At 56.7% G+C, this 20,459-nt stretch carries 16 protein-coding genes; 10 read left to right on the plus strand and 6 right to left on the minus strand.

Going from position 1 to position 20,459, the window contains the following annotated elements; all coding sequences use genetic code 11:
- Positions 1-132: 132 nt before the first annotated feature.
- Complete coding sequence (lysS, locus tag OYT1_RS10660; protein ID WP_062626335.1) at positions 133-1,641, plus strand: lysine--tRNA ligase; 1,509 nt, start codon at positions 133-135, stop codon at positions 1,639-1,641.
- 3 nt (positions 1,642-1,644) lie between these two features.
- Positions 1,645-2,310 (plus strand): Crp/Fnr family transcriptional regulator, encoded by a 666-nt coding sequence (locus OYT1_RS10665; protein ID WP_062626336.1) that lies wholly within the window; start codon positions 1,645-1,647, stop codon positions 2,308-2,310.
- Positions 2,311-2,318: 8 nt separating this feature from the next.
- On the opposite strand, the gene OYT1_RS10670 is transcribed toward OYT1_RS10665, so the two are convergent.
- Positions 2,319-3,176 carry a secretin N-terminal domain-containing protein gene (locus OYT1_RS10670; RefSeq protein WP_062626337.1) on the minus strand — a complete coding sequence of 286 codons (858 nt, stop codon included), beginning with the start codon at positions 3,174-3,176 and terminating at the stop codon, positions 2,319-2,321.
- 63 nt (positions 3,177-3,239) lie between these two features.
- Here OYT1_RS10670 and OYT1_RS10675 point away from each other — a divergent pair, with 63 nt between their 5' ends.
- The 6 genes from OYT1_RS10675 to OYT1_RS10700 all read left to right on the plus strand — a co-directional run bounded on the left by OYT1_RS10675 (position 3,240) and on the right by OYT1_RS10700 (position 9,002).
- Positions 3,240-3,713, plus strand: coding sequence for a C40 family peptidase (locus tag OYT1_RS10675; RefSeq protein WP_172588543.1), 474 nt, complete (start codon positions 3,240-3,242; stop codon positions 3,711-3,713).
- Positions 3,714-3,802: 89 nt separating this feature from the next.
- On the plus strand, positions 3,803-4,468 hold the full coding sequence (locus OYT1_RS10680) for an SIMPL domain-containing protein (protein WP_062626339.1): 666 nt from the start codon (positions 3,803-3,805) through the stop codon (positions 4,466-4,468).
- Between the two features lie 42 nt (positions 4,469-4,510).
- Positions 4,511-5,884, plus strand: a complete 1,374-nt coding sequence (locus OYT1_RS10685) for a TolC family protein (RefSeq protein WP_062626340.1) — start codon at positions 4,511-4,513, stop codon at positions 5,882-5,884.
- 1 nt (position 5,885) lies between these two features.
- Positions 5,886-7,073, plus strand: a complete 1,188-nt coding sequence (locus OYT1_RS10690; protein ID WP_062626341.1) for an efflux RND transporter periplasmic adaptor subunit — start codon at positions 5,886-5,888, stop codon at positions 7,071-7,073.
- Position 7,074: 1 nt separating this feature from the next.
- Positions 7,075-7,785: an ABC transporter ATP-binding protein gene (locus OYT1_RS10695; RefSeq protein WP_062626342.1), complete on the plus strand. Its 711-nt coding sequence runs from the start codon at positions 7,075-7,077 to the stop codon at positions 7,783-7,785.
- The gene (locus OYT1_RS10700) at positions 7,782-9,002 is read left to right on the plus strand and encodes an ABC transporter permease (protein WP_062626343.1); all 1,221 of its coding nucleotides are present in this window, start codon (positions 7,782-7,784) and stop codon (positions 9,000-9,002) included. Before OYT1_RS10695 ends, OYT1_RS10700 begins: the two co-directional genes overlap by 4 nt.
- 5 nt (positions 9,003-9,007) lie before the next feature.
- On the opposite strand, the gene OYT1_RS10705 is transcribed toward OYT1_RS10700, so the two are convergent.
- Genes OYT1_RS10705 through OYT1_RS10720 form a run of 4 tightly spaced genes read right to left on the minus strand, consistent with a single transcriptional unit; the run spans position 9,008 to position 14,981 of the window.
- A complete protein-coding gene (locus OYT1_RS10705) occupies positions 9,008-12,184 on the minus strand; it encodes a bifunctional diguanylate cyclase/phosphodiesterase (protein WP_062626344.1) in 3,177 nt (1,058 codons plus the stop codon).
- 51 nt (positions 12,185-12,235) lie between these two features.
- The gene (locus OYT1_RS10710) at positions 12,236-13,585 is read right to left on the minus strand and encodes a leucine-rich repeat-containing protein kinase family protein (RefSeq protein ID WP_062626345.1); all 1,350 of its coding nucleotides are present in this window, start codon (positions 13,583-13,585) and stop codon (positions 12,236-12,238) included.
- Between the two features lie 9 nt (positions 13,586-13,594).
- The gene (locus tag OYT1_RS10715; protein WP_172588544.1) at positions 13,595-14,032 is read right to left on the minus strand and encodes a bacteriohemerythrin; all 438 of its coding nucleotides are present in this window, start codon (positions 14,030-14,032) and stop codon (positions 13,595-13,597) included.
- A gap of 25 nt (positions 14,033-14,057) precedes the next feature.
- A complete protein-coding gene (locus tag OYT1_RS10720) occupies positions 14,058-14,981 on the minus strand; it encodes a histone deacetylase family protein (RefSeq protein WP_062626347.1) in 924 nt (307 codons plus the stop codon).
- A 76-nt stretch (positions 14,982-15,057) separates the two neighbouring features.
- Here OYT1_RS10720 and OYT1_RS10725 point away from each other — a divergent pair, with 76 nt between their 5' ends.
- The gene (locus tag OYT1_RS10725) at positions 15,058-17,736 is read left to right on the plus strand and encodes a bifunctional acetate--CoA ligase family protein/GNAT family N-acetyltransferase (protein ID WP_062626415.1); all 2,679 of its coding nucleotides are present in this window, start codon (positions 15,058-15,060) and stop codon (positions 17,734-17,736) included.
- On the opposite strand, the gene OYT1_RS10730 is transcribed toward OYT1_RS10725, so the two are convergent.
- Positions 17,737-18,435, minus strand: a complete 699-nt coding sequence (locus OYT1_RS10730) for a phytochelatin synthase family protein (RefSeq protein ID WP_172588545.1) — start codon at positions 18,433-18,435, stop codon at positions 17,737-17,739. It abuts the gene before it with no gap.
- A gap of 152 nt (positions 18,436-18,587) precedes the next feature.
- Between OYT1_RS10730 and OYT1_RS10735 the strand changes: the two genes are divergently transcribed.
- Positions 18,588-20,459: a potassium transporter Kup gene (locus tag OYT1_RS10735; protein WP_062626349.1), complete on the plus strand. Its 1,872-nt coding sequence runs from the start codon at positions 18,588-18,590 to the stop codon at positions 20,457-20,459.

Genomic DNA, 20,459 nt, shown 5'->3' on the forward strand with positions numbered 1-20,459 from the left:
TTCTTTTTCCCGAAAAGCTAGCACCTCATCGCCGAGGCTATGCGCAAGTGTATAATTCAGCGACTTTTGAGTGAATTTACCCATATTTCTTAACACTCACCAGACCGTGACCTATATATATCGAGAGCATTGATGACCACGCCAGCCAGCCCAGCCGCCCCGCAAGATACCAATCAGATCATCGCCGAACGCCGCAGCAAACTATCCACCTTGCGCGAAAATGGTGTCGCGTTTCCGAACGACTTTGACCGCCAAAATCTTGCAGGGGCACTGCACGCCGATCACGGCGAAAGAACGCATGACGAGCTGGAGGCCGACCAACTCAAGGTAAGCATCGCTGGCCGCATGATGTTGAAGCGCGTCATGGGCAAAGCCAGTTTCGCCACGATTCAGGACATGAGTGGGCGCATCCAGCTATTCATCAGCAATAACGACTCCGGCGAAACCACCCATGCCGCGTTCAAACATTATGATCTTGGTGACATCCTAGGTGCAGAAGGCGTGCTGTTCAAGACTAAGACCGGCGAACTGTCAGTACGAGTCACCGCGCTACGCCTGCTCACCAAATCTCTGCAACCGCTGCCCGAAAAATTTCACGGCCTGACCGATCAGGAGCAAAAATATCGCCAGCGCTATGTTGATCTCATCACTAACGAGGACACGCGCAAAACATTTATTACTCGCTCAAAGGTGATTCAAGCCATCCGCGATTTTTTCCTGCGCCACGACTACCTCGAAGTCGAGACTCCGATGCTGCACCCGATCCCTGGCGGCGCTTCGGCCAAGCCTTTCGTCACCCACCACAACGCATTGGACATGGAGATGTTCCTGCGTATCGCGCCGGAGCTCTATCTCAAGCGCCTAGTGGTCGGCGGCTTCGAGAAAGTGTTCGAGATCAACCGCAACTTCCGCAACGAAGGGCTTTCGACTCGACACAACCCCGAGTTCACCATGATCGAGTTCTATGAAGCTTATCGTGACTACAAGTACCTGATGGACTTCACCGAGAGCCTGTTCCGAGAAGTGGCGCGTAAGGTGTTAGGCACCACCGTCATCAGCTATCAGGGCAAAGAGCTGGATCTTGGCCTGCCATTCCATCGACTAACAATCACTCAGGCGATTCAGAAATACCATCCGCAATTCACCGATGTGCAGCTGAGTGATCGTGAGTTCCTGCTCACCGAGCTGCAAGATCTGAAGGCAAAACACAAACCGGACGATGGTGTCGGCGGCCTGCAACTCTCGCTATTCGAGGAGCTATCCGAGCACCTGCTGTTCGAACCGACGTTCATCGTCGATTATCCAGTCGAAGTCTCGCCGCTAGCCCGCGCCTCCGATAAACAACCCGGCATCACCGAACGTTTCGAGCTATTCATAGTCGGCCGAGAGATCGCCAACGGATTCTCCGAGCTGAATGACTCGGAAGACCAAGAGGCGCGCTTCGATGCACAAGTAGCCGCCAAAGAGGCAGGTGACGAAGAAGCGATGTTCAAGGATGGCGACTACATTCGCGCGCTGGAATACGGCCTTCCACCCACTGCTGGTGAGGGCATCGGCATCGACCGCCTTGTCATGCTGTTGACCGATGCAGCGAGTATCCGCGACGTGATCCTATTCCCGCACATGCGCCCGGAAGCCTGATATATGTTGGACACAGCGATCCAGATACGCTTGCTGGCAGCCTACCCCATGCTGAGGGGATTGCCGGCGAACCTATTGGAGTCGCTGTGCAATGGCGCTCAACTACTTCGCCTACCTGCTGGCACCGTGGTATTTGACGAAGATCAGCCCTGCCAAGGCTTTCCGCTACTGCTTGCTGGCAATGTGCGCGTCATCAAAGCTTCGCCCAATGGACGTGAGTTACAGCTATATCGCGTTGATCCCGGCGAAAGCTGCATCCTCACCAGCAGTTGCTTGATGGGACACACTCGCTATCAAGCACGCGGCGAGGTGGAAAAAGACGTGGAGATGGTGGTACTTTCTGCCCCAGTCTTTCGACAGCTCATTTCGGCCTTTGAGCCCTTCCGTGACTATATTTTCGGGTTGTTCTCGGATCGACTCACCGACATGATGCAACTGGTCTCGGCGGTGGCCTTCCAAAAGCTCGATCAACGCTTGGCCGCCCTACTCCTTACCAAAACCAGCCCACTGCGCGCCACCCACCAGCAACTTGCCGACGAACTAGGCAGCGTGCGAGAGATGGTCAGCCGCTTACTCAAACAATTCGCCGATCAAGGCTGGGTCAAACTTGGGCGCGAGCAGATCGAGATCACTGATGCGCCTGGACTCAAGCGCTACTCGCTACTCTGAGTCTGCGCTCAGCGCATCTCCTCCACCTTCAGCCATATCCGGCGCGACTCTCGCCCATTGGAGCTTTGACTACCGCCGATGTTGCTGTTGCGCTCCGATGCTTGTTGCGCCAGATCGCCTAACGCCAACCACTCTCCCAAGCGCCCCGTAACCGTCGTAGTGACTTGTTGAGCCCGAGCATAGCCACCATTGTTAGGCATGGGCGAGTCATTTTGTGCCGTGATCTCGACCATCACCCGCTCGCCTACTAAAAGGGGTTGCACATAAAAGCCGCTATTCGCCTCGCGATATTGCGTAGTCTCGATGATTCGAGTCTGCCCCTGAGGTGTCACCATCCGCTGCCGCAACCTCATCGGCTGTGACTGCCCCACTCGCACCAAAGCGCGTCCACCTTCGACAACTTGCACCTGCTGCGTCTTACGATCCTCCAGCTGCATCTGGCTAGCCTCTTCTCGCCCGCGCACCCGCCCTTCCCCTGGGCCTGCGTCCACCACCCATCCACTGTGCCCATGCGATCCCGCCACACCGATGCGAGCCGCATGACCAACATCCAGACTAGCGGATAGCTCACGCAGTCGATTCGCTGTCGTCTCATCTACATCCTGCAATACAGTGATACGCAAACGACGCAGCGGCACATCTAGGCTAGGCAGCAGCGCGCGTATCTCCTCCAGCGCAGCAGGCTCCCCTCGCAAGATAAGCTGGTTATTCATGCCACTCGCCGCGCCATCCGGCGTTAGTAACGGACGCACTACGGGCAAGACCTCGTCCACCGTGCGATGCTGCAAGGGAATCACCACCACCTCTGCCCAGTTCAGGCTAGACCACAACACGCAGCCCAACCCACACAATTTCGTGACACTCACAGCCTTACTCCAGTTCAGACGATCTGCTTTACACGCTCGCCACTCTACCGTAAATTGGCGGCCATGAAGAAACTCCTAGCCACTCTGGTGCTCGTACTGGTTAGCGCCTGCTCTAGTTCCCCACCCAAAGAGGGGGGGGAGCCGCTACGTAGTGGCAACCCTGCAATCCATGACATGACGTTCTATGCCATGAGTCTGGATGGAACGCCTTACCGTCCGGGAGGTGAAAAGCCCGATGAAGGTTTCGATTGCAGCGGCTTCGTACAACATGTGTACGACCACACCCTCGGCATGAAACTGCCACGGACTAGCCGAGAGATGTCCAATTTAGGTAGCCGTATCGACATGCATCAACTCGCTCCCGGCGACCTCGTATTCTTCAAGACCACAAGCAAGCCCTATTCTCATGTAGGCATCTATCTGGGCGAATCTCAGTTCATCCACGCACCTCGCGTTGGCGGCACCATTCGAGTTGAAAGTCTAAGCATCGGCTATTGGCGCACCCGCTACAACGGCGCTCGGCGCTTGCCTTTATAGCCCCGGCAGCACACACGCAACACCGTAATGAAGTAACACCATCCCGTATAATCGCGCGCAATCAGCACGTGACTACTCATGAGGGAACCATGCTACGCAACTTATTTCTCTGCGCCTTGCTAAGTACCACGCCCGTTTGGGCGGATGACCGTCCGCACGTTGATTTCAGCAGCGAGGTCAACCGCGAAGTCAGCAACGATCTGCTAGTCGCGCAATTGAGTGCCGACACCCATGATCGCTCTGCCACTCAGGTCGCTAGTCAGCTCACAGGCATTCTCAACATCTGTTTGCGCAAGGCGGAAGCGTTTCCGAGCGTGAATGTCAGCAGCGGCAACCAATCGACTTTCCCTGTGTATGGCAAGAACAATCAACTTTCCGGCTGGCGTGGCCACGGTGAGTTGCGCCTAGAAACCCATGACTTCAAAGCTGCGGGGCAACTCATTGCCCAGTTGCAAGAAAGCATCCAGTTGAGTGGTGTCAGCTTTACGCTAGCGCCCGAAACGCGCGAGCGAGTAAAGAATGAAATGATCGCTGAAGCCATGGTCGAATTCCGCAAGCGAGCAAAAGTCGTTGCCGAAGCTATGAACGCACGTGAATACAAGGTTCAGCACCTAGCCATCGACGACGGTGGCAATGGCGGTGCTTTTCCCATGTTAGCGCGTTCCGCCGCCGACTTGAGCATGCCGACACCAGACTTCGTCGCAGGCACCACTCAATTAAGCATCCGCATCTCGGGCACGATAGAAATCTACTAGGTGAGCGAAACTTTACCCCGTAGCCACACTCATAAAATAGACATGAAACCCCATCCGCTTTTTATCTTGCTCGCAGTCTGCCATCCCATCACCACGATGGCTTGGAGCTTTGATAATCCCTGGGGAGTCACTGAGCGCAGTCAGCCGACTCGCACGAGTGACGAATGCAACTCCGCCCGCATCCAGCAACGACTGACGCTATCCGATGTGGTTGATCTCGCCTTGTGTCATAACCCGCAGACCCGCACACTATGGGCGAACTCGCGAGCACAAGCAGCACAAGTCGGTGTCAGTTCGGCCAGCTACCTCCCCAACCTCACCATCAGCGGAAGCGGCAACCGGAACACCTCTCAGGTCGGGGCGACGCCCGCCACCACCAACACTGGGCAAAGTATCGGGCTGACCGCCAGCTACTTGCTGCTCGATTTCGGCACTCGTGCTGCCAATCTGGAAAGCGCTCAACAGCTATTGATCGCCGCCAATGCCACTCGCGACGCGACCTTGCAAACCGTCTGGCTAACGGCTGCCCAAGCCTATTTTTCCTTGCACTCTGCACGAGCCAGCGTAGAGGCAACGCAAGCCGCAGAAGCCGCAGCACGGGAAAGCCTAGCCGCTGCCCAGGCGCGCTATCAAAACGGCAGTGCCACGCCCGCCGACCGGATGCAAGCACAGACGGCGCTTTCGCAAGCGACGCTCAATCGCATCACAGCCGCAGGCAATGCTGCGACAGCCGCAGGCACCCTCGCCAACCTGATGGGCTTTGAAGCGAGCCAGCCGTTTGAGCTTGCCGAGGCAGACACGGCATCGCCCGATCAACCGACCGAGCAAGCCATCGGCCAACTCATCACCGACGCCCGCCGCAAACGCCCCGACCTTGCTGCCGCCGAAGCTCAGATCAAAGCCGCCGAAGCGCAAGTGACCGTTGCTCGCGCCGCAGGCCTGCCCAGCATCAATCTGAACGCATCGACCTCTTTAGGCATCACCTCCGGCGCACCGAATACTCACAACAACAGCCTAGGCGTTTCGGTCAGCGTGCCATTCTTCACGGGCATGCGCACCACCTACCAGACCCGCGCGGCCGAAGCTCAAGTCGAGAGTCGTGTCGCCGAACGTGACCGCGTCGCCAACCAAATTGCCTTAGATGTCTGGAAAGCCTACCAGTCTCTACTGACAGGTAGTCAAGCACTGCGCTCTGCCGACGATCTAGTCGCCTCCGCCGAGCAATCGGAGCGCATGACTTTAGGACGCTACAAGGCGGGACTGGGCAACCTGATCGACGTACTCACCGCGCAAAGTACCCTTGCCAGTGCGCGCCAACAGCGCATCACCGCCCGCTACACCTTCCTCGCCAGCCGTTTTGCCTTGGCGCAAGCCATCGGCGAACTTGACCTGACGCAAACGACTTTGAACCATTGAGATGAACCTGCCCCTTGCTCCCCTAGTGAAGAAAACGCTGATTATCACGACTCTGCTTGGCGCAGTGATTGCTGGCGTCTGGCTCTTCCCCAAATCGGATTCCGATAGCCCGCGCTATACCACCGAAGCCGTGGAGCGTGGCAAGCTGACCCAAACCGTCTCAGCCAATGGCACACTCAACCCCGTGACGCTGGTCAGCGTCGGCAGCCAAGTTTCTGGCATCGTCAGACGCATCCATGCCGACTTCAACGACCATGTCACTGCCGACCAAGTGTTGCTGGAACTTGATCCCGCACTCGTTCAGGCGCAGGCACAGCAAAGTGCGGCCAGCGTCGCCAGTGCACGTGCCAGTCTCGATCTGGCACAGGCCAACGAAGTACGCATGCGCGGACTGTACGCACAGGAATACGCCAGCAAACAAGAACTGGAAACCGCCGTTCAGGTGCTTAAAGCGGCCAAAGCCCAACTTTCCCTGACCGAGGCACAAGCGGCTCGTGATCGCACCAATCTCGGCTATACCCAGATCCGCTCGCCGGTTTCTGGCGTAGTCGTGTCGCGCCAGATCGACGTGGGACAGACCGTCGCCGCTTCGTTCCAAGCCCCCGTACTATTTCAGATCGCCAAGGATCTCTCCAAGATGCAAATCAATTCCAGCTTCGCGGAGGCGGACATCGGCAACATCCGTGCTGGCCAAGCCGCCAGCTTTACCGTCGATGCCTTCCCCGGTCGCCAGTTCGCAGGCACAGTACGCCAAGTACGGTTGAATCCGACCACGCTACAGAACGTCGTCACGTATAACGTAGTGATCGACGTAGAAAATCCAGACAGCCTATTACTCCCGGGGATGACGGCATACGTCGGGGTCATCACCGCCGAAAAATCCGAGGTACTGAAAGTGCCGAATGCAGCACTACGTTTCCGCCCAGAAGGGGCCGAGCGCACCAATCGCAAGAGCAGCACGGCGAAAAAAGGCTTGCCCGTGCAGCTGGGTACGTTACGCGGCAGCGTCTATGTGCTGGATGCGGGAAAACTGAAGCAGATTCCACTACTGGTCGGCGTTTCCGACGGAAAATTCAGTGAAGTGGTACAAGGTGAGTTGAAGATGGGTGATGCGGTAGTGGTGGAAGACACTCGACCAGAAAAACCAGCCAGCAACAACACCCCAGCGCCACCGATCCGCTTGCAATAACATGTCCAACGTCATTCAGCTCGATGCCCTGACCAAGGACTACCTCACCGATGCCGGTGCAGTACCTGTGCTCAAAGGCGTTTCGCTCGCCGTGAATCAAGGCGAGTTCGTCGCCATCATGGGCCCGTCCGGCTCGGGAAAGTCCACACTGATGAACATCTTGGGCTGCTTGGACATCCCCAGTGGTGGACGCTATCTGCTCAATGACACCGACATCGGCACACTGGCAGAATCCGAGTTAGCACGGCTACGCGGACAAGTCATCGGTTTCGTGTTCCAAGGTTTCAATCTGCTACCACGCATGAGCCTCGGCAACAATGTGGCACTGCCCTTGGTCTATCAACACATTGGCAAACCCGAACGCCTAACACGCGCCACCGACATGCTGGAAAAAGTCGGACTAGGACATCTGGTGAACTCGCTGCCGACACGCATCTCAGGTGGCCAGCAACAGCGCGTCGCCATCGCCCGCGCGCTGGTCACCCGCCCCAGTTTGATCTTAGCCGACGAGCCAACCGGCAATCTCGACAGCCACACTGGGCGCGAGATCATGGAGTTGTTCCAGCGCATCAACCGCGAACAAAGCATCACCATCGTACTGGTCACCCACGACATGACCGTAGCACGCTACGCCCAACGGCTGGTCTATCTGAAGGATGGCTTGCTGGCCTATGACGGCCCGATGTCCGATTTTCACGGAGTCGAGGCATGATCGCGACACTGCTCGGCGAAGCTTGGCAAGCCATGCTGGCTAACCGCCTGCGCACCTTTCTCACCGCGCTAGGCATCACCATCGGCGTAGCCGCCGTGGTGCTGATGGTCGCCATCGGGCAAGGCACGCAGCAAAAGATCATCGGCACCATCAACTCCATGGGCGCGAACCTGCTCATCATCAACTCCGCGTCGGCGCGCTCCGGCGGCGTGCGCAGCGGCATGGGCGGGATGCCGACCTTGACCCTAGGCGATGTCACGGCCATCCGCGAACTTGGGCCCACACTATACATTTCGCCCATCTCTACCGGCTTCGCGCAACTGGTCTATGGGCCGAACAACTGGAACACCTCGGTGCTAGGTGTGAACACCGAGTATCTGGAACTGCGCGATTGGCGCGTGGAACTGGGACGCAGCTTCAGTGATTCCGACATTTCCAGCGCCACCCGCGTGACCATCCTCGGCCAAAAAGTCGTCGAAAACCTGTTCGGTGATGAAGACCCGATCGGCCAAGTCATCCGCGTGAAAGGGTTGCCGTTCACCATCATCGGCGTGCTGAGCAAGAAGGGGCAAAGCATGGATGGCCGGGACCAAGACGACTCCATCATCGTGCCCGTGACTACCGCCCAGCGGCAGTTGCTCGGCGGTCCATTTCGCACGGCGGTCGGCATGATCATGGTGCAAGCAGAAAGCTCGGCCAGCCTGAATTCGCTGGAACGTCAGATCACTGAGTTGCTGCGCCAACGTCACCATATCCGCGAAAAAGCAGAGAACGATTTCGGTGTCACCAACATGACCTCGGTCGCCGATACCGCCTCGGAAGTGACCGGCATGATGTCGCTGCTGCTGGGAGCGATCGCTTCCATCTCGCTGTTTGTCGGCGGCATCGGCATCATGAACATCATGCTGGTATCGGTGACCGAGCGCACCCGAGAGATCGGCATCCGCATGGCTATCGGCGCGGATCGCCGCACTATCCTGACTCAGTTCCTGCTGGAATCCATCATCATCACCGTGACCGGCGGTGTCATCGGCATCCTGCTCGGGGCGGGATTAGCCGGGGCTATCGGCAAATTCGCAGAGATACCGGTGCGCATCACCGCGCAACCCATCCTGCTGGCCTTCGGCGTGTCTGCCGCTGTCGGGGTGTTCTTCGGCTTGTATCCCGCGAGGAAAGCTTCGATGCTCAGGCCGATCGAAGCATTGCGTTTCCAATAGCCGGCTTAGATTTCACTGTCCGCCTTGCCTCGCAACATAGCCTCGAAATCGTCCGGCTGGAGTGGTTTGGCAAAAAGATAACCTTGGGCGTAATCGCAGCCGATGTTGCGCAGAAAATCGCGCTGCGCTGCGGTTTCCACTCCCTCCGCAATCACCTTCAGCCCCAGCTTGTGCGCCATCACCACAATCGCCTCGACCAGCGCCTGATTACCGCTGTCCGTATCTAGGGCGCGAACAAATGCCTGATCGATCTTCAGATAATCGATGTCGAATTTTTGTAGATAGGCCAGCGAAGAGTAGCCCGTACCAAAGTCATCGATCGCCACTTGAATACCCATATCTCGGAAGCCCAGTAACTGGATCGAGATCGTGGGATCGGCATGCAGCAGCAATCCTTCCGTGATTTCGATGATGACGTTACTTCCTGAAAGATCAAGGCGGTGCAGATAGTCTAGCCAAACGCTGGCCGTATCCCTACCACTGTGGAATTGCAACGGCGACATGTTGACGCTGATCTGTAACTGGCCGTGATGCAATGGCATCCACTGACTCACTTTGCGCATCGCCTCCTCGAACACCCAGTTACCCATGTCGCTGATAAGGCCGATCTCCTCTGCCAAGGGAATGAACTCGGCAGGACTGACGAGGCCGCGTACTGGGTGCACCCAACGTAGCAGCGCTTCAGCCTTATGTAGATGGCCATCGCTGAGTCGAACGATGGGCTGGAACACGACGTGCAGCTGTTCGAGCTCCATCGCACTGCGTAGTGCATTAGCCAGCTGCAGCCGGTTTTGCGCTGTTTCTTGTAGCGAGGCGGTAAAGTAAGCGTAGCAGTTCTGACCCGCCGCCTTGGCAGCGTACATCGCTTGATCGGCGTGCTTGACCAAGACCTCCGCATCGAAACCATCGTCCGGGAACAGCGCGATGCCAACACTGGCAGAAACGTAAGCGCGCTGTTCGCCTTGCAACTCGAAAGGTTCGGACAGTTTGTCGAGCAGCGCTTGCGCGATGGTGTCCACATGGGCGGATTCGCTCAAGTTCGGCAAGATGACGGTGAACTCATCGCCCCCCAATCGCGCTACCGTGTCGGTTTCGCGCAAACAGTCAGAGATGCGCTTAGACGCTTGCACCAACAGCTGATCACCCGCTTCATGACCTAGCGTATCGTTGACCTCCTTAAACCGATCAAGGTCGATGAACAGCAGCGCCAGCGAGCCGCCGTCGCGTATCGCCTTGCCGATCTCATGCTCCAAGCGGTCGCGAAACATCCGGCGATTGGGCAAAGCGGTAAGCATATCGAAGTTGGCCTGCCGCCAAATGACCTCTTCCGACTCCTTGCGCTTGCTGATGTCCGAGAACAGAGCGACTCGGCGATGTACAGAACCACCCGGATAGTAGGTCGTGTTGATGGTCAGCCATTCGGGATAGACCTCACCATTCTTGCGGCGATTCCATATTTCGCCCTGCCAAGAGCCATCTCTATCCAAGTGTTCCCACATCTTTCGATAGAATTCCTCTGAGTGATTGCCGGAATTCAACAGATGTGGCGTATTCCCTATCGCCTCTTCTACCGTATAGCCTGTCATCGCCGTGAACGCTGGATTGACGGCGATGATGCGGTTTTTCGCATCACACACCAGCATGCCTTCGCTGGTATTCTGATACACCAGTTGCGCAAGCTGACCTGCCTCCTCCATCCGCTTACGTTCCGTAATGTCCTGCGCACTCGCGAGAACCACTTTTTTCCCGAAATGCTCGGCTGGGTAGAGGTGAACCTCTTTGGGGAATACCTCTCCATTGGCACGCACCGCCCAGAATTCGAATGTCTGCGGCTCACCGGCATAAGCCAACGCATGTCGCTCAGCGACTTTATGCAAGTCGTTACGCCCCGGAGCACTGAGAAGCGCGGGGGTACTGCCGATGAAATATTCACGCGGCTGACCATACATCTTAGCCGCCCCTGCATTCACATCCAGAAAGTAGCCTGCTTCATCAAGCACGTAGATCGCCTCATCCAAACTATTGAAGATGCCACGATAGCTGCGCTCGCTCTCATCAAGTTGGCGACGATACTGGCTTTGAGTGCGCACATAGACCGCAGTACCAATAAATACCAAAATCAACAGTGTGCCGACGGCAATGCCACCTAATTTGAACCAGTTGCGTAGCGCCTCATGGTCTCGGATCTCATCAATCGGCCACAAAGAGAAAATCTGATACCCACTCTTTTTAAGCAGATACCTGCCAAGCACCATCGGAGTCTCTTGCCCCTGAAGTCGGGTCAACTGGGGGAACGCACGGCTCCACGGGATCAAGCTCAATTGCGGAAAAGTGTCACGCCGGTAATGTAACAGTCTATGCGCACTCGACAGTCGATTGACTCCGGCCTCTGCCAAGGCAGACATTTCCATCGCTTTGTTCTGAGACAGGATCACTACGCCATGATCATCCACCAAGAATGTGTTGTCTCGCTGCACTAGATAAGCAAGCTGATCCAGATTTCGCTTGCCCACCACCGCTCCGATGAATTTACCCTTGCCTATGATCGGCGCAGAGAAATATAAACCCGCTTTCGCACTTACCTTACCCATCGCGTATTGCTGACCTTGCTGACCCTGCTGCGCCATTTGGAAGTATTGTCGGTCAGCGAAGTTAGTACCGACAAACTGATCTGATTCACCGGCATTACTGGAAGCGATGCAATCCCCTGCCGCATTCACCACAAAGATCGCATCCAAACTGACCGCATTCGCTGCGACTTTCAGCTCCCGACTCAATCTAGCAAGCGGTCCATCGTTGCCCCAACGTTCGATATTGGCAGTGCGCCCCAAGCTTGAAGGCTGCACGTCACTGCCGAAGCGATTCAGCGCAGCAAAGACCTCCGCTGACTGTGACAAGTATTGAGTGATGCCCTCTATCGTTTCCAACCGGCGTTCCAGCACACTACCGATACTGTTGGCATCTTGCTTGGCGCGCATCTGGCTATCTGCGATCAACTCCTCATTGATGCGATCAAAATACAGATCCGTCACCTGTGCGACCACCCCACCCCAGATCAGTACGATCACGACCAGCGCAACGAGCCAAGCTACAGGAATTTCCGCCACAGACGGGTACTCCACTGGACGCAAGGGCTTCTTGGTCGCAGCAGATACGTTGGCAGAAGAGGTTGAGTGAAACATAGAAATTAGCGGTAACGACGTAGTAGAAAGTTTACTCTCAAGTCCAGCAACTCACATGGTTCCATCCTCCCTCCCATCTGATGAGTTCGGTAGCTTACCCCCCCACTTTCCCAGCTCCGCGCTTATCTCTTGAAAAAGTGGTCTTGCTCCAACGTCCCCGCTATCGCAACGCCGCTGCAAATCCCACAACGCGTCTAACTCAGCCGCTGGCGCGTCGCACCGTGCCAGCAACTCTTCCAACAGACAGACGAAAGCGCGCACTTCTAGACGTTGCAGACCGAGAGCGAGCGGCGGATCTGAGAGAGGCAAGAACGATGCCGCTCCGAAATCACCCAGCAGCGCATCCCCCTGCGGATTCCACAGAATGTTGTGGGCGTACAGGTCGCCGTGCATCACGCCTTGCGCGTGCAGGTGTTCGACCACGGCAGCGATGCCAAGGGCAAGATCGAGCACGACGCGCACGCTGAAGCGTGTCTCGGCTGGATAGATGTCGCGGGTGCAGGAGGCCAGACTGGGCGGCCCGGCGAGGTTACGAAAGCTGGGGTCGATCAGCGACATCACCAAGCCGGGTGTAGCTTCGGGATGCCCACTGAGTTTGCCGACCACTGGGATCAAGCCGGGATGCGCGCCAGCGGCGAGACAAGCGGCTTTTTCGCTGCGCGGCAGGCCGTCGCTGGTGAGTGCACCCTTGAACATCTTCACCGCCACCGCGCCCTGCGCGTGCCGCTCAGCACGGTAGATCACACCAGATGCGCCCTCGCCCAGCGCGTGCTGCAACTCCAGCGTATGCCACTCGACCGGCGTGATATGCAGATTCTTCATCGCAGCGGCTTCACTGGCATCGCTGCACGGGTTGCCGGAATACGCCAGCCAAGCCAGACGCGGTAGGGCAAGCAGCCAATCGGGCAGATGCTCAAAGCGGTTGGCGGCGATGCGTAGCAGCTCCAAGTTTTGACACGCCGCCAGTTCGTCAGGCAGGTGCGTCAACTGGTTGCCCGCCAACATGAGTTTTTGCAGTCGCGCGCAACGACCCAACTCAGGCGGTATCTCGCGCAAGCGGTTGTCGGTGAGAATCAGCCAGCGCAGCTTCTCCGGTAGCGCGGCAGCGGGCAGTTCCTCGATCTGATTGGCTTTGAAGCCGACCATCTCCAGATGCGGGCAGCGCCCCAGCACCTCAGGCACGCGAGTGAAACGATTGTCCGAGCAGAAGATGACGCGCAGCTTGTGCAGCCGGGACAGATCGTCGGGCAGGCTGGACAGCGAGTTGCCAGACAGATTGAGTATCTCTAGCGAATCCGCCAGATCAAAGATATCGCGCGGGAATTCGGTCAGGCCCTCAGCAAGATCGAGACGCTGGATGCCAGTCAGTTCGCCAGCGCGCAGGGATGAAAGTGTGTGCATGGTAGAAGCCTACCGCAAATACAGGGCATAGCAATCCTCCGCGATGGGTCGGAATTGGGACTCTCTGACAAATTGAGCGATCTTCATATCTTCACTGACCACATGATTGGCGACCCATGTGTGGATCACTTCCAGAATATCTTCAGGCGACTCTAGCTGACGATTGATCTTGGCGATGAAGATATTCAACTGAGACAACAGTTCGGAGTGGATCTTCTCGTGCTGACGCAACTCTGGGTAATGTAATTCCGCCATCAGATTCTCTTCGCTCAAAAAATGGAACTCGGTAAATTTCTTGATCTCCAGAAGGATACCCATGATCACTTTGTGCTCCAGTTTGTTCACCACCGCAATATGTAATTTACGCAACAACAACACCAGCATCCGATGCTGGGTGTCGATCATCTCATTCCCGATCTCAAGTTCTTTTTTCCAGCATATCAGCATGATAGATTCCTCTATGTCCATCGAGTCACAGCCCACTCAACACCTTCACATGAGTCATCACGCTGCGGCCCAAGGCGTGTAGTTCATAACCGCCTTCCAACACCGAGACGATGCGCCGTTGCGCATATTTCTCTGCGATGAGTTTCAGTTCGGTCGTCACCCAAGCGTAATCTGGCTCACTCAGGCGCAGCATGGACATATCGTCGTCGCGGTGGGCATCGAAACCGGCGGAGATGAAGATCATCTCCGGCTTGAATGCCTCCAGCGCAGACAGCCAATGCTCGGTGACCGCCGCGCGAAATTCGCTACCACCTGCGCCCGCCGCCAATGGCACGTTGATGATGTGCTCGTTGCCTGAGTCCGCGCCACTATCGGGATAGAACGGATGCTGAAAGGTCGAGCACAACATGACGCGCGGATCGTTGCGAAAAATGTCCTCAGTACCATTGCCGTGATGCACGTCGAAATCCGCGATGGCAACACGCTTCAGGCCGTGATGCTCCAGCGCGTGCGCCGCGCCTACAGCGACGTTATTGAATAGGCAGAAACCCATCGCCCGAGCACGCTCGGCGTGATGACCGGGAGGACGCACGCCGCAAAAAGCGTTCTCAACCTTGCCCGTCATCACCAAATCGACCGCCAGTACTGCCGCCCCCGCTGCACGCAGCGCAGCCTGATAAGTATAGGGATTCATCGCAGTATCGCCATCGATGTGAACGATACCTTGCGCGGGCGAGGTAGCCGCAACATGGTCAAGATGAGCCGCATCATGCACATGCAATAACTGCTCGCGTGTTGCTTCGGGGGCATCGTGATGTTGCAGATAATCCATCAAGCCGGAGGCGATCAACTGATCTTCGATGGCGTGGATGCGCGCCGGACATTCTGGATGATGTATACCCATATCGTGTTTAAGACAAAGCGGGTGGCTGATATAGGCAGTTTGCAAATAGCTCTCCGTAAAAATCTGGCAACGTGACGGTGCTATGATAGCGGCCAATACTTCCTCGCAACAGCACAAAATCATGGGCAAACACTACCTCAACCCATTGTTCGCACCCAAATCGGTCGCCGTATTTGGTGCCAGTGACCGCATTGATGCCGTGGGACAGATCGTATTCCAGAATATGCTGGAGAGCAGCTTCAAAGGTGCTCTGTTCCCCATCAACGCCAAAAGTACTGAGATTCAAGGACAACGCGCTTACGCGAGCTTGGCCGACATCGAGGAGCCAGTCGAGTTGGTGGTGATTGCCACACCTCCCCACACGGTCCCCGGCATTATTGAGGACTGTGGCGTCCACGGTGTAAAAGCAGCAGTCATCATCACCGCCGGATTCGCCGAAGCAGGTACAGCCGGCGTGAAGCTAGAAAAGGAGTTGGTCGAAACCGCCCGCCGTTACGGCATTCGACTGGTAGGACCGAATTGCTTGGGCATCATGCGCCCATCCATCGGACTGAACGCCACGTTCAACAAGGGCGGCGTGAAAGCGGGCAACATCGCCTTCGTCTCCCAGTCCGGCGCACTGTGCACCGCTATTCTGGACTGGGCGCACAGCAACGATGTGGGATTCTCCAGCGTGGTGTCGATGGGATCCTCCACGGATGTCGATTTCGGCGAAATCCTTGACTACCTCGTCTCCGATCCGCAGACGCAAAGCATCCTGATGTACATCGAGGGCATCCGCAATGCGCGCAGTTTTATGAGTGCGCTCCGCGCTGCGGCGCGCATCAAACCGGTGATTCTGGTCAAGGTCGGTCGCCATGCGGCAGGTTCCAAAGCGGCAATGTCGCACACCGCCTCGCTGGTGGGTGCGGACGATGTGTTCGATGCCGCCGTCAATCGCGCCGGAGTGATCCGTGTGCAAACCATCACTCAGCTATTCACGGCAGCGAAGGCGCTGTCGTGCGGCTTCCGTCCAGTCGGCAACCGCCTCGCCATCGTCACCAATGGCGGTGGCCCCGGCGTGATGGCGACTGACCGTGCCGTCGATCTGGGGCTGACCATGGCTACGCTCTCCGATGCCACCATCGACTACCTGAATCAGCATCTGCCGCCAAATTGGCCGCATGCCAATCCTGTGGATGTCATCGGCGATGCGCAGGCAGACCGCTACCACCACGCGGTCAAAGCCTGTCTCGAGGACGAGAATGTGGACGGCGTGCTGGCTATCCTCACGCCGCAAGCGATGACCAAACCACTGGCCTCGGCACAAGCGCTGATCGAATTGACGAACACGCACAGCAAACCCTTGCTGACCTGTTGGATGGGTGAATCGCAAGTAGCCGATGCCCGCGAAGCATTCAACCTCGCACACCGCCCGCACTTCCGCACCCCTGAGCCAGCAGTTGAAGTGTTCGCTCACCTCTCCGCCTACTACCGCAACCAAAAGCTGCTGATGCAAATGCCAGGGCCATCTTCGCATCACATCGAGCCCGATGTGGAAAGCGCGAACCTGATCATCGAAGGCGCGATGCAGGAACGCCGCAAGGTGCTGACCGAGATGGAATCCAAGGCGCTGCTTGCCGCCTTCCACATTCCCGTCGCCAAAACCATGGTCGCGCACTCGCCCAATGAGGCGCTGTTGATCGCCCAACAACTCGGCTTCCCCGTGGCCATGAAAATCAATTCGCACGACATCAGCCACAAGAGTGATGCCGGTGGCGTAATGCTCAATCTTAGCAATGCCCACGAGGTACGCGCAGCCTATCAGCAGATCATCGACAACGTATCGCGCAAGCTTCCCCAAGCTAAGTTGGACGGCATCTCGATCGAGCCGATGGTAGTGAAGCCGAATGGCCGCGAACTGATGATAGGCGTGACCAGCGATCCGGTGTTCGGCCCGGTCATCACCTTCGGTGCGGGCGGCACGACCGTCGAGATCATGGGCGACCGCGCCGTGGCCTTGCCACCGTTGAATGGCTTCCTCGTCAAGGAGCTGGTTCGCGAAACGCGCATCGCCAAGATGTTGAAAGCGTTCCGCAACATGCCACCTGCGAACATGGAAGCACTGGAAGACGTGTTGCTACGGGTTTCGGAAATGGTGTGCGAGCTGCCACTCATCAAGGAAATGGACATCAATCCCTTGATTCTCGACGAGCACGGCGCACTGGCCGCCGATGCGCGCGTGGTGGTCGAGTTCCGCCAACCGAGCGCTGATCGCTATGCTCACATGGCGATCTACCCCTACCCCACCCACCTCGTCAACGAGTGGCAACTGGCCGACGGCACCGAGCTGACCATCCGCCCGATCCGCCCAGAAGATGCTGAGTTGGTACAAAGATTCGTGCGCGACCTATCGGATGAATCCAAGTATTTCCGCTTCATGAACAGCGTGCAAGAACTCACCGAGACCATGCTGGTGCGTTTCACCCAGATTGACTACAGCCGCGAGATGGCGCTGGTTGCGATGACGGAAGAGCACGGACAAGAAGTCGAGCTTGGTGTTGCGCGCTATGCCACCAACCCTGATGGCCTCTCCTGCGAATTCGCACTGGTCGTCGCCGACAACCTCACCGGCAAAGGCTTGGGGCAGAAGTTGATGACATCGCTGATGGAAGCCGCCCGCAATATGGGACTCCGCACCATCGAAGGCGAGGTGCTGAACAACAACCACAACATGCTAAAACTAATGACCCGCTTAGGTTTTACCATACAGGTCAGCCAGGAAGATCACACCATTATGAAGGTCAGCAAGGCGTTGTGATCAGAAACCTCCCACAATCACCAACCCGCGTGTTTTCTGGCTGGTGGTATCCAACGTGGCCATGGCCTGCCGCAAAGTGCTGACACTCACCCACACCGGCAGATATTTGTATTTGGCGACATCCAGGATCAGTACGCGGTCGGTCGGAGCATCGTAAGCCGCTAATACCGACCAATGTCCGCCGCCGACTTGCCCCAGATTCGCCCGAAAATAGTTCGCCAGCACGAACTGACCGTCGTCGCCCAGTGCATTCTGTAGCAGCGCACGCAGCCTAGCCTCATCCAAACTATCGCCCGCGATAGAGTGTGCTTTTGCACCTTGCAGATTCAGCATCTGCACCATCTCGTCACGCGTCACCCCTTGCACCAGCACCGTCTGCCGACTGATGAGCTTGGTCACGGCAGGCGTGAAGAAGTTGCTCTGAGTGAAGTAAGGGTATGGAGAAAATGCGGGTTCCACAGGTTTGCTGATTGGCAGCGCGTTCAACACGGTGACGGCACTGGCGACCGCGCAAAAGGTTTGTGTCTCTTGCACGGCGAACACTGGGCTAAGTTGCCAGAAATCGGCATCAGTGGAGATTCGAGCGCGCAGCGCTTTGCCAGCGTCAGTATTCCAGTAAATTACCGCAGGATCTTCAAGTGCGAAGACCGGATTCGCCAACACGATAGTTGCAAAAAATAGGGTGGCCAGTATTTTCAATTGAAATCCTATCGAATGATGGGTTGAGGCTCGGAAGCAGCCATGTGGTGATTGTATTCCTACGCTTTTGACACTCAAGCAGAATCACTCAGATTGCATTCGCTAACAGGCAAGGGTACAGTGCGCGCCTCATCGAAGCCCGAGATGCGAATATGAGCCACACCGGACCGAAGCAAAACATGTCTGCGCTGATGATAGGCGCGATTGGCGTGGTCTATGGCGACATCGGCACCAGCCCGTTGTACGCGCTGAAGGAGACATTTGCTGGACACCACCCGTTGCCGGTGGTTGAAGCCAATATTCTCGGCGTACTTTCAGTGATGTTCTGGACCATCATGCTGCTGGTTTCGCTGAAATACGTCGCCATCATCATGCGCGCCGACAACCACGGCGAAGGCGGCTCCCTATCCCTACTGGCGCTGGTCAGTGAGTTGACCGCCAAAAGTCCGCGCACCAAGTGGGTCGTCACCGCACTGGGCATCTTCGCCGCCGCCTTGTTCTTCGGCGACAGTATGATCACCCCAGCGATCTCGGTGCTTTCCGCTGTCGAAGGGCTCAACGTCATTTCTCCCGAACTCGGCAACTATGTGTTGCCTATCACCGTAGCGGTACTGACTGTGCTGTTTTTCGTGCAAAAACGAGGCACCGGCGTAGTCGGACTGGCCTTCGGCCCGATCATGGTGTTCTGGTTCCTGAGCCTAGGGGTGATCGGCTTATCGCACATCATCATCAATCCACATGTGTTGTTGGCGCTCAATCCCCTCAACGCCGCCCACTTCCTATTACAAGACCCCAAACTCTCTTTCTTGGCGCTCGGTTCGGTGGTATTGGCTGTCACTGGGGGCGAAGCGCTCTACACCGACATGGGACACTTTGGCCGTTTCCCCATCCGCGTAACTTGGTTCACCTTCGTCCTACCGGCGCTGGTGCTCAACTATTTTGGCCAAGGTGCGATGTTGCTCGACCACCCCGAGGCCATCGAGAATCCATTCTTCCTACTCACCCCTAGCTGGGCGCTGATGCCGATGATTTTCCTCGCCACTGCCGCGACTGTGATCGCCTCGCAAGCAGTCATCTCAGGCGCATTCTCTGTGGCTAGTCAATCCGTGCAAATGGGCTTCTTACCGCGTATGGAGATACGCCAAACTTCGGACAAGGCGCGCGGCCAGATCTACGCACCGTTCACCAACTGGACGCTGTACCTCGCTGTGATCTATCTGGTACTGACCTTCCAGAGCTCTAGCAATCTGGCAGCGGCTTACGGTATTGCCGTGACCGGCACCATGACCATCGACACCCTGCTGATCTCCTTCATGATCTTCCTCGCTTGGCGCTGGCCGCTGTGGCTGTCGATACCGCTGGTGACGATTTTATTATTGGCCGACCTCGCTTATTTCTTTGCCAATGCGATCAAGATCCCCCAAGGCGGCTGGTTCCCGCTGGCTATCGCTGTTATATCGTTCACCGTACTGATGACTTGGCGTAGGGGACGCCAATTATTGTTCGCCGAGATCGCCCGCAACGAAGTACCGCTACAAGTCATCATCGATGGTTCCGACGACATCCCCAAGGCTAGTGGCACTGCCGTATTCTTGACCAGCGCTGGCTCGGGCGCCCCCTCCTCCATGCTGCACAACATCAAACACAATCAGGTATTGCATGAACGCAACGTACTGATGACCGTCCGCGTCGAAGAACGCCCCTATGTACCTAACCACGAACGTATGCAAATCAGTGTGCTTGGCAAAAGCTTTTACCGCATCAATCTGGAGTATGGCTTCATGGAAACGCCAGACATCCCTGCGGCGCTGGAAATGTGTAGTATCCACGACTTGTACTTCGACATGGCCACGACCTCCTTCTTCATTTCCCGCGCGCTGGTCGTCGCCCGAGCGAAGCCAGGCATGGTGATGTGGCGTGTAAGGCTATTCTTGGCCATGACCAAGAACGCTATGAATGCCGCCGACTTCTTCAAGATCCCGACCAATCGAGTAATCGAAATGGGGACCAAGATCGAGATTTGA

This window comes from Ferriphaselus amnicola (genome assembly GCF_000974685.2).
Classification (GTDB): domain Bacteria; phylum Pseudomonadota; class Gammaproteobacteria; order Burkholderiales; family Gallionellaceae; genus Ferriphaselus; species Ferriphaselus amnicola.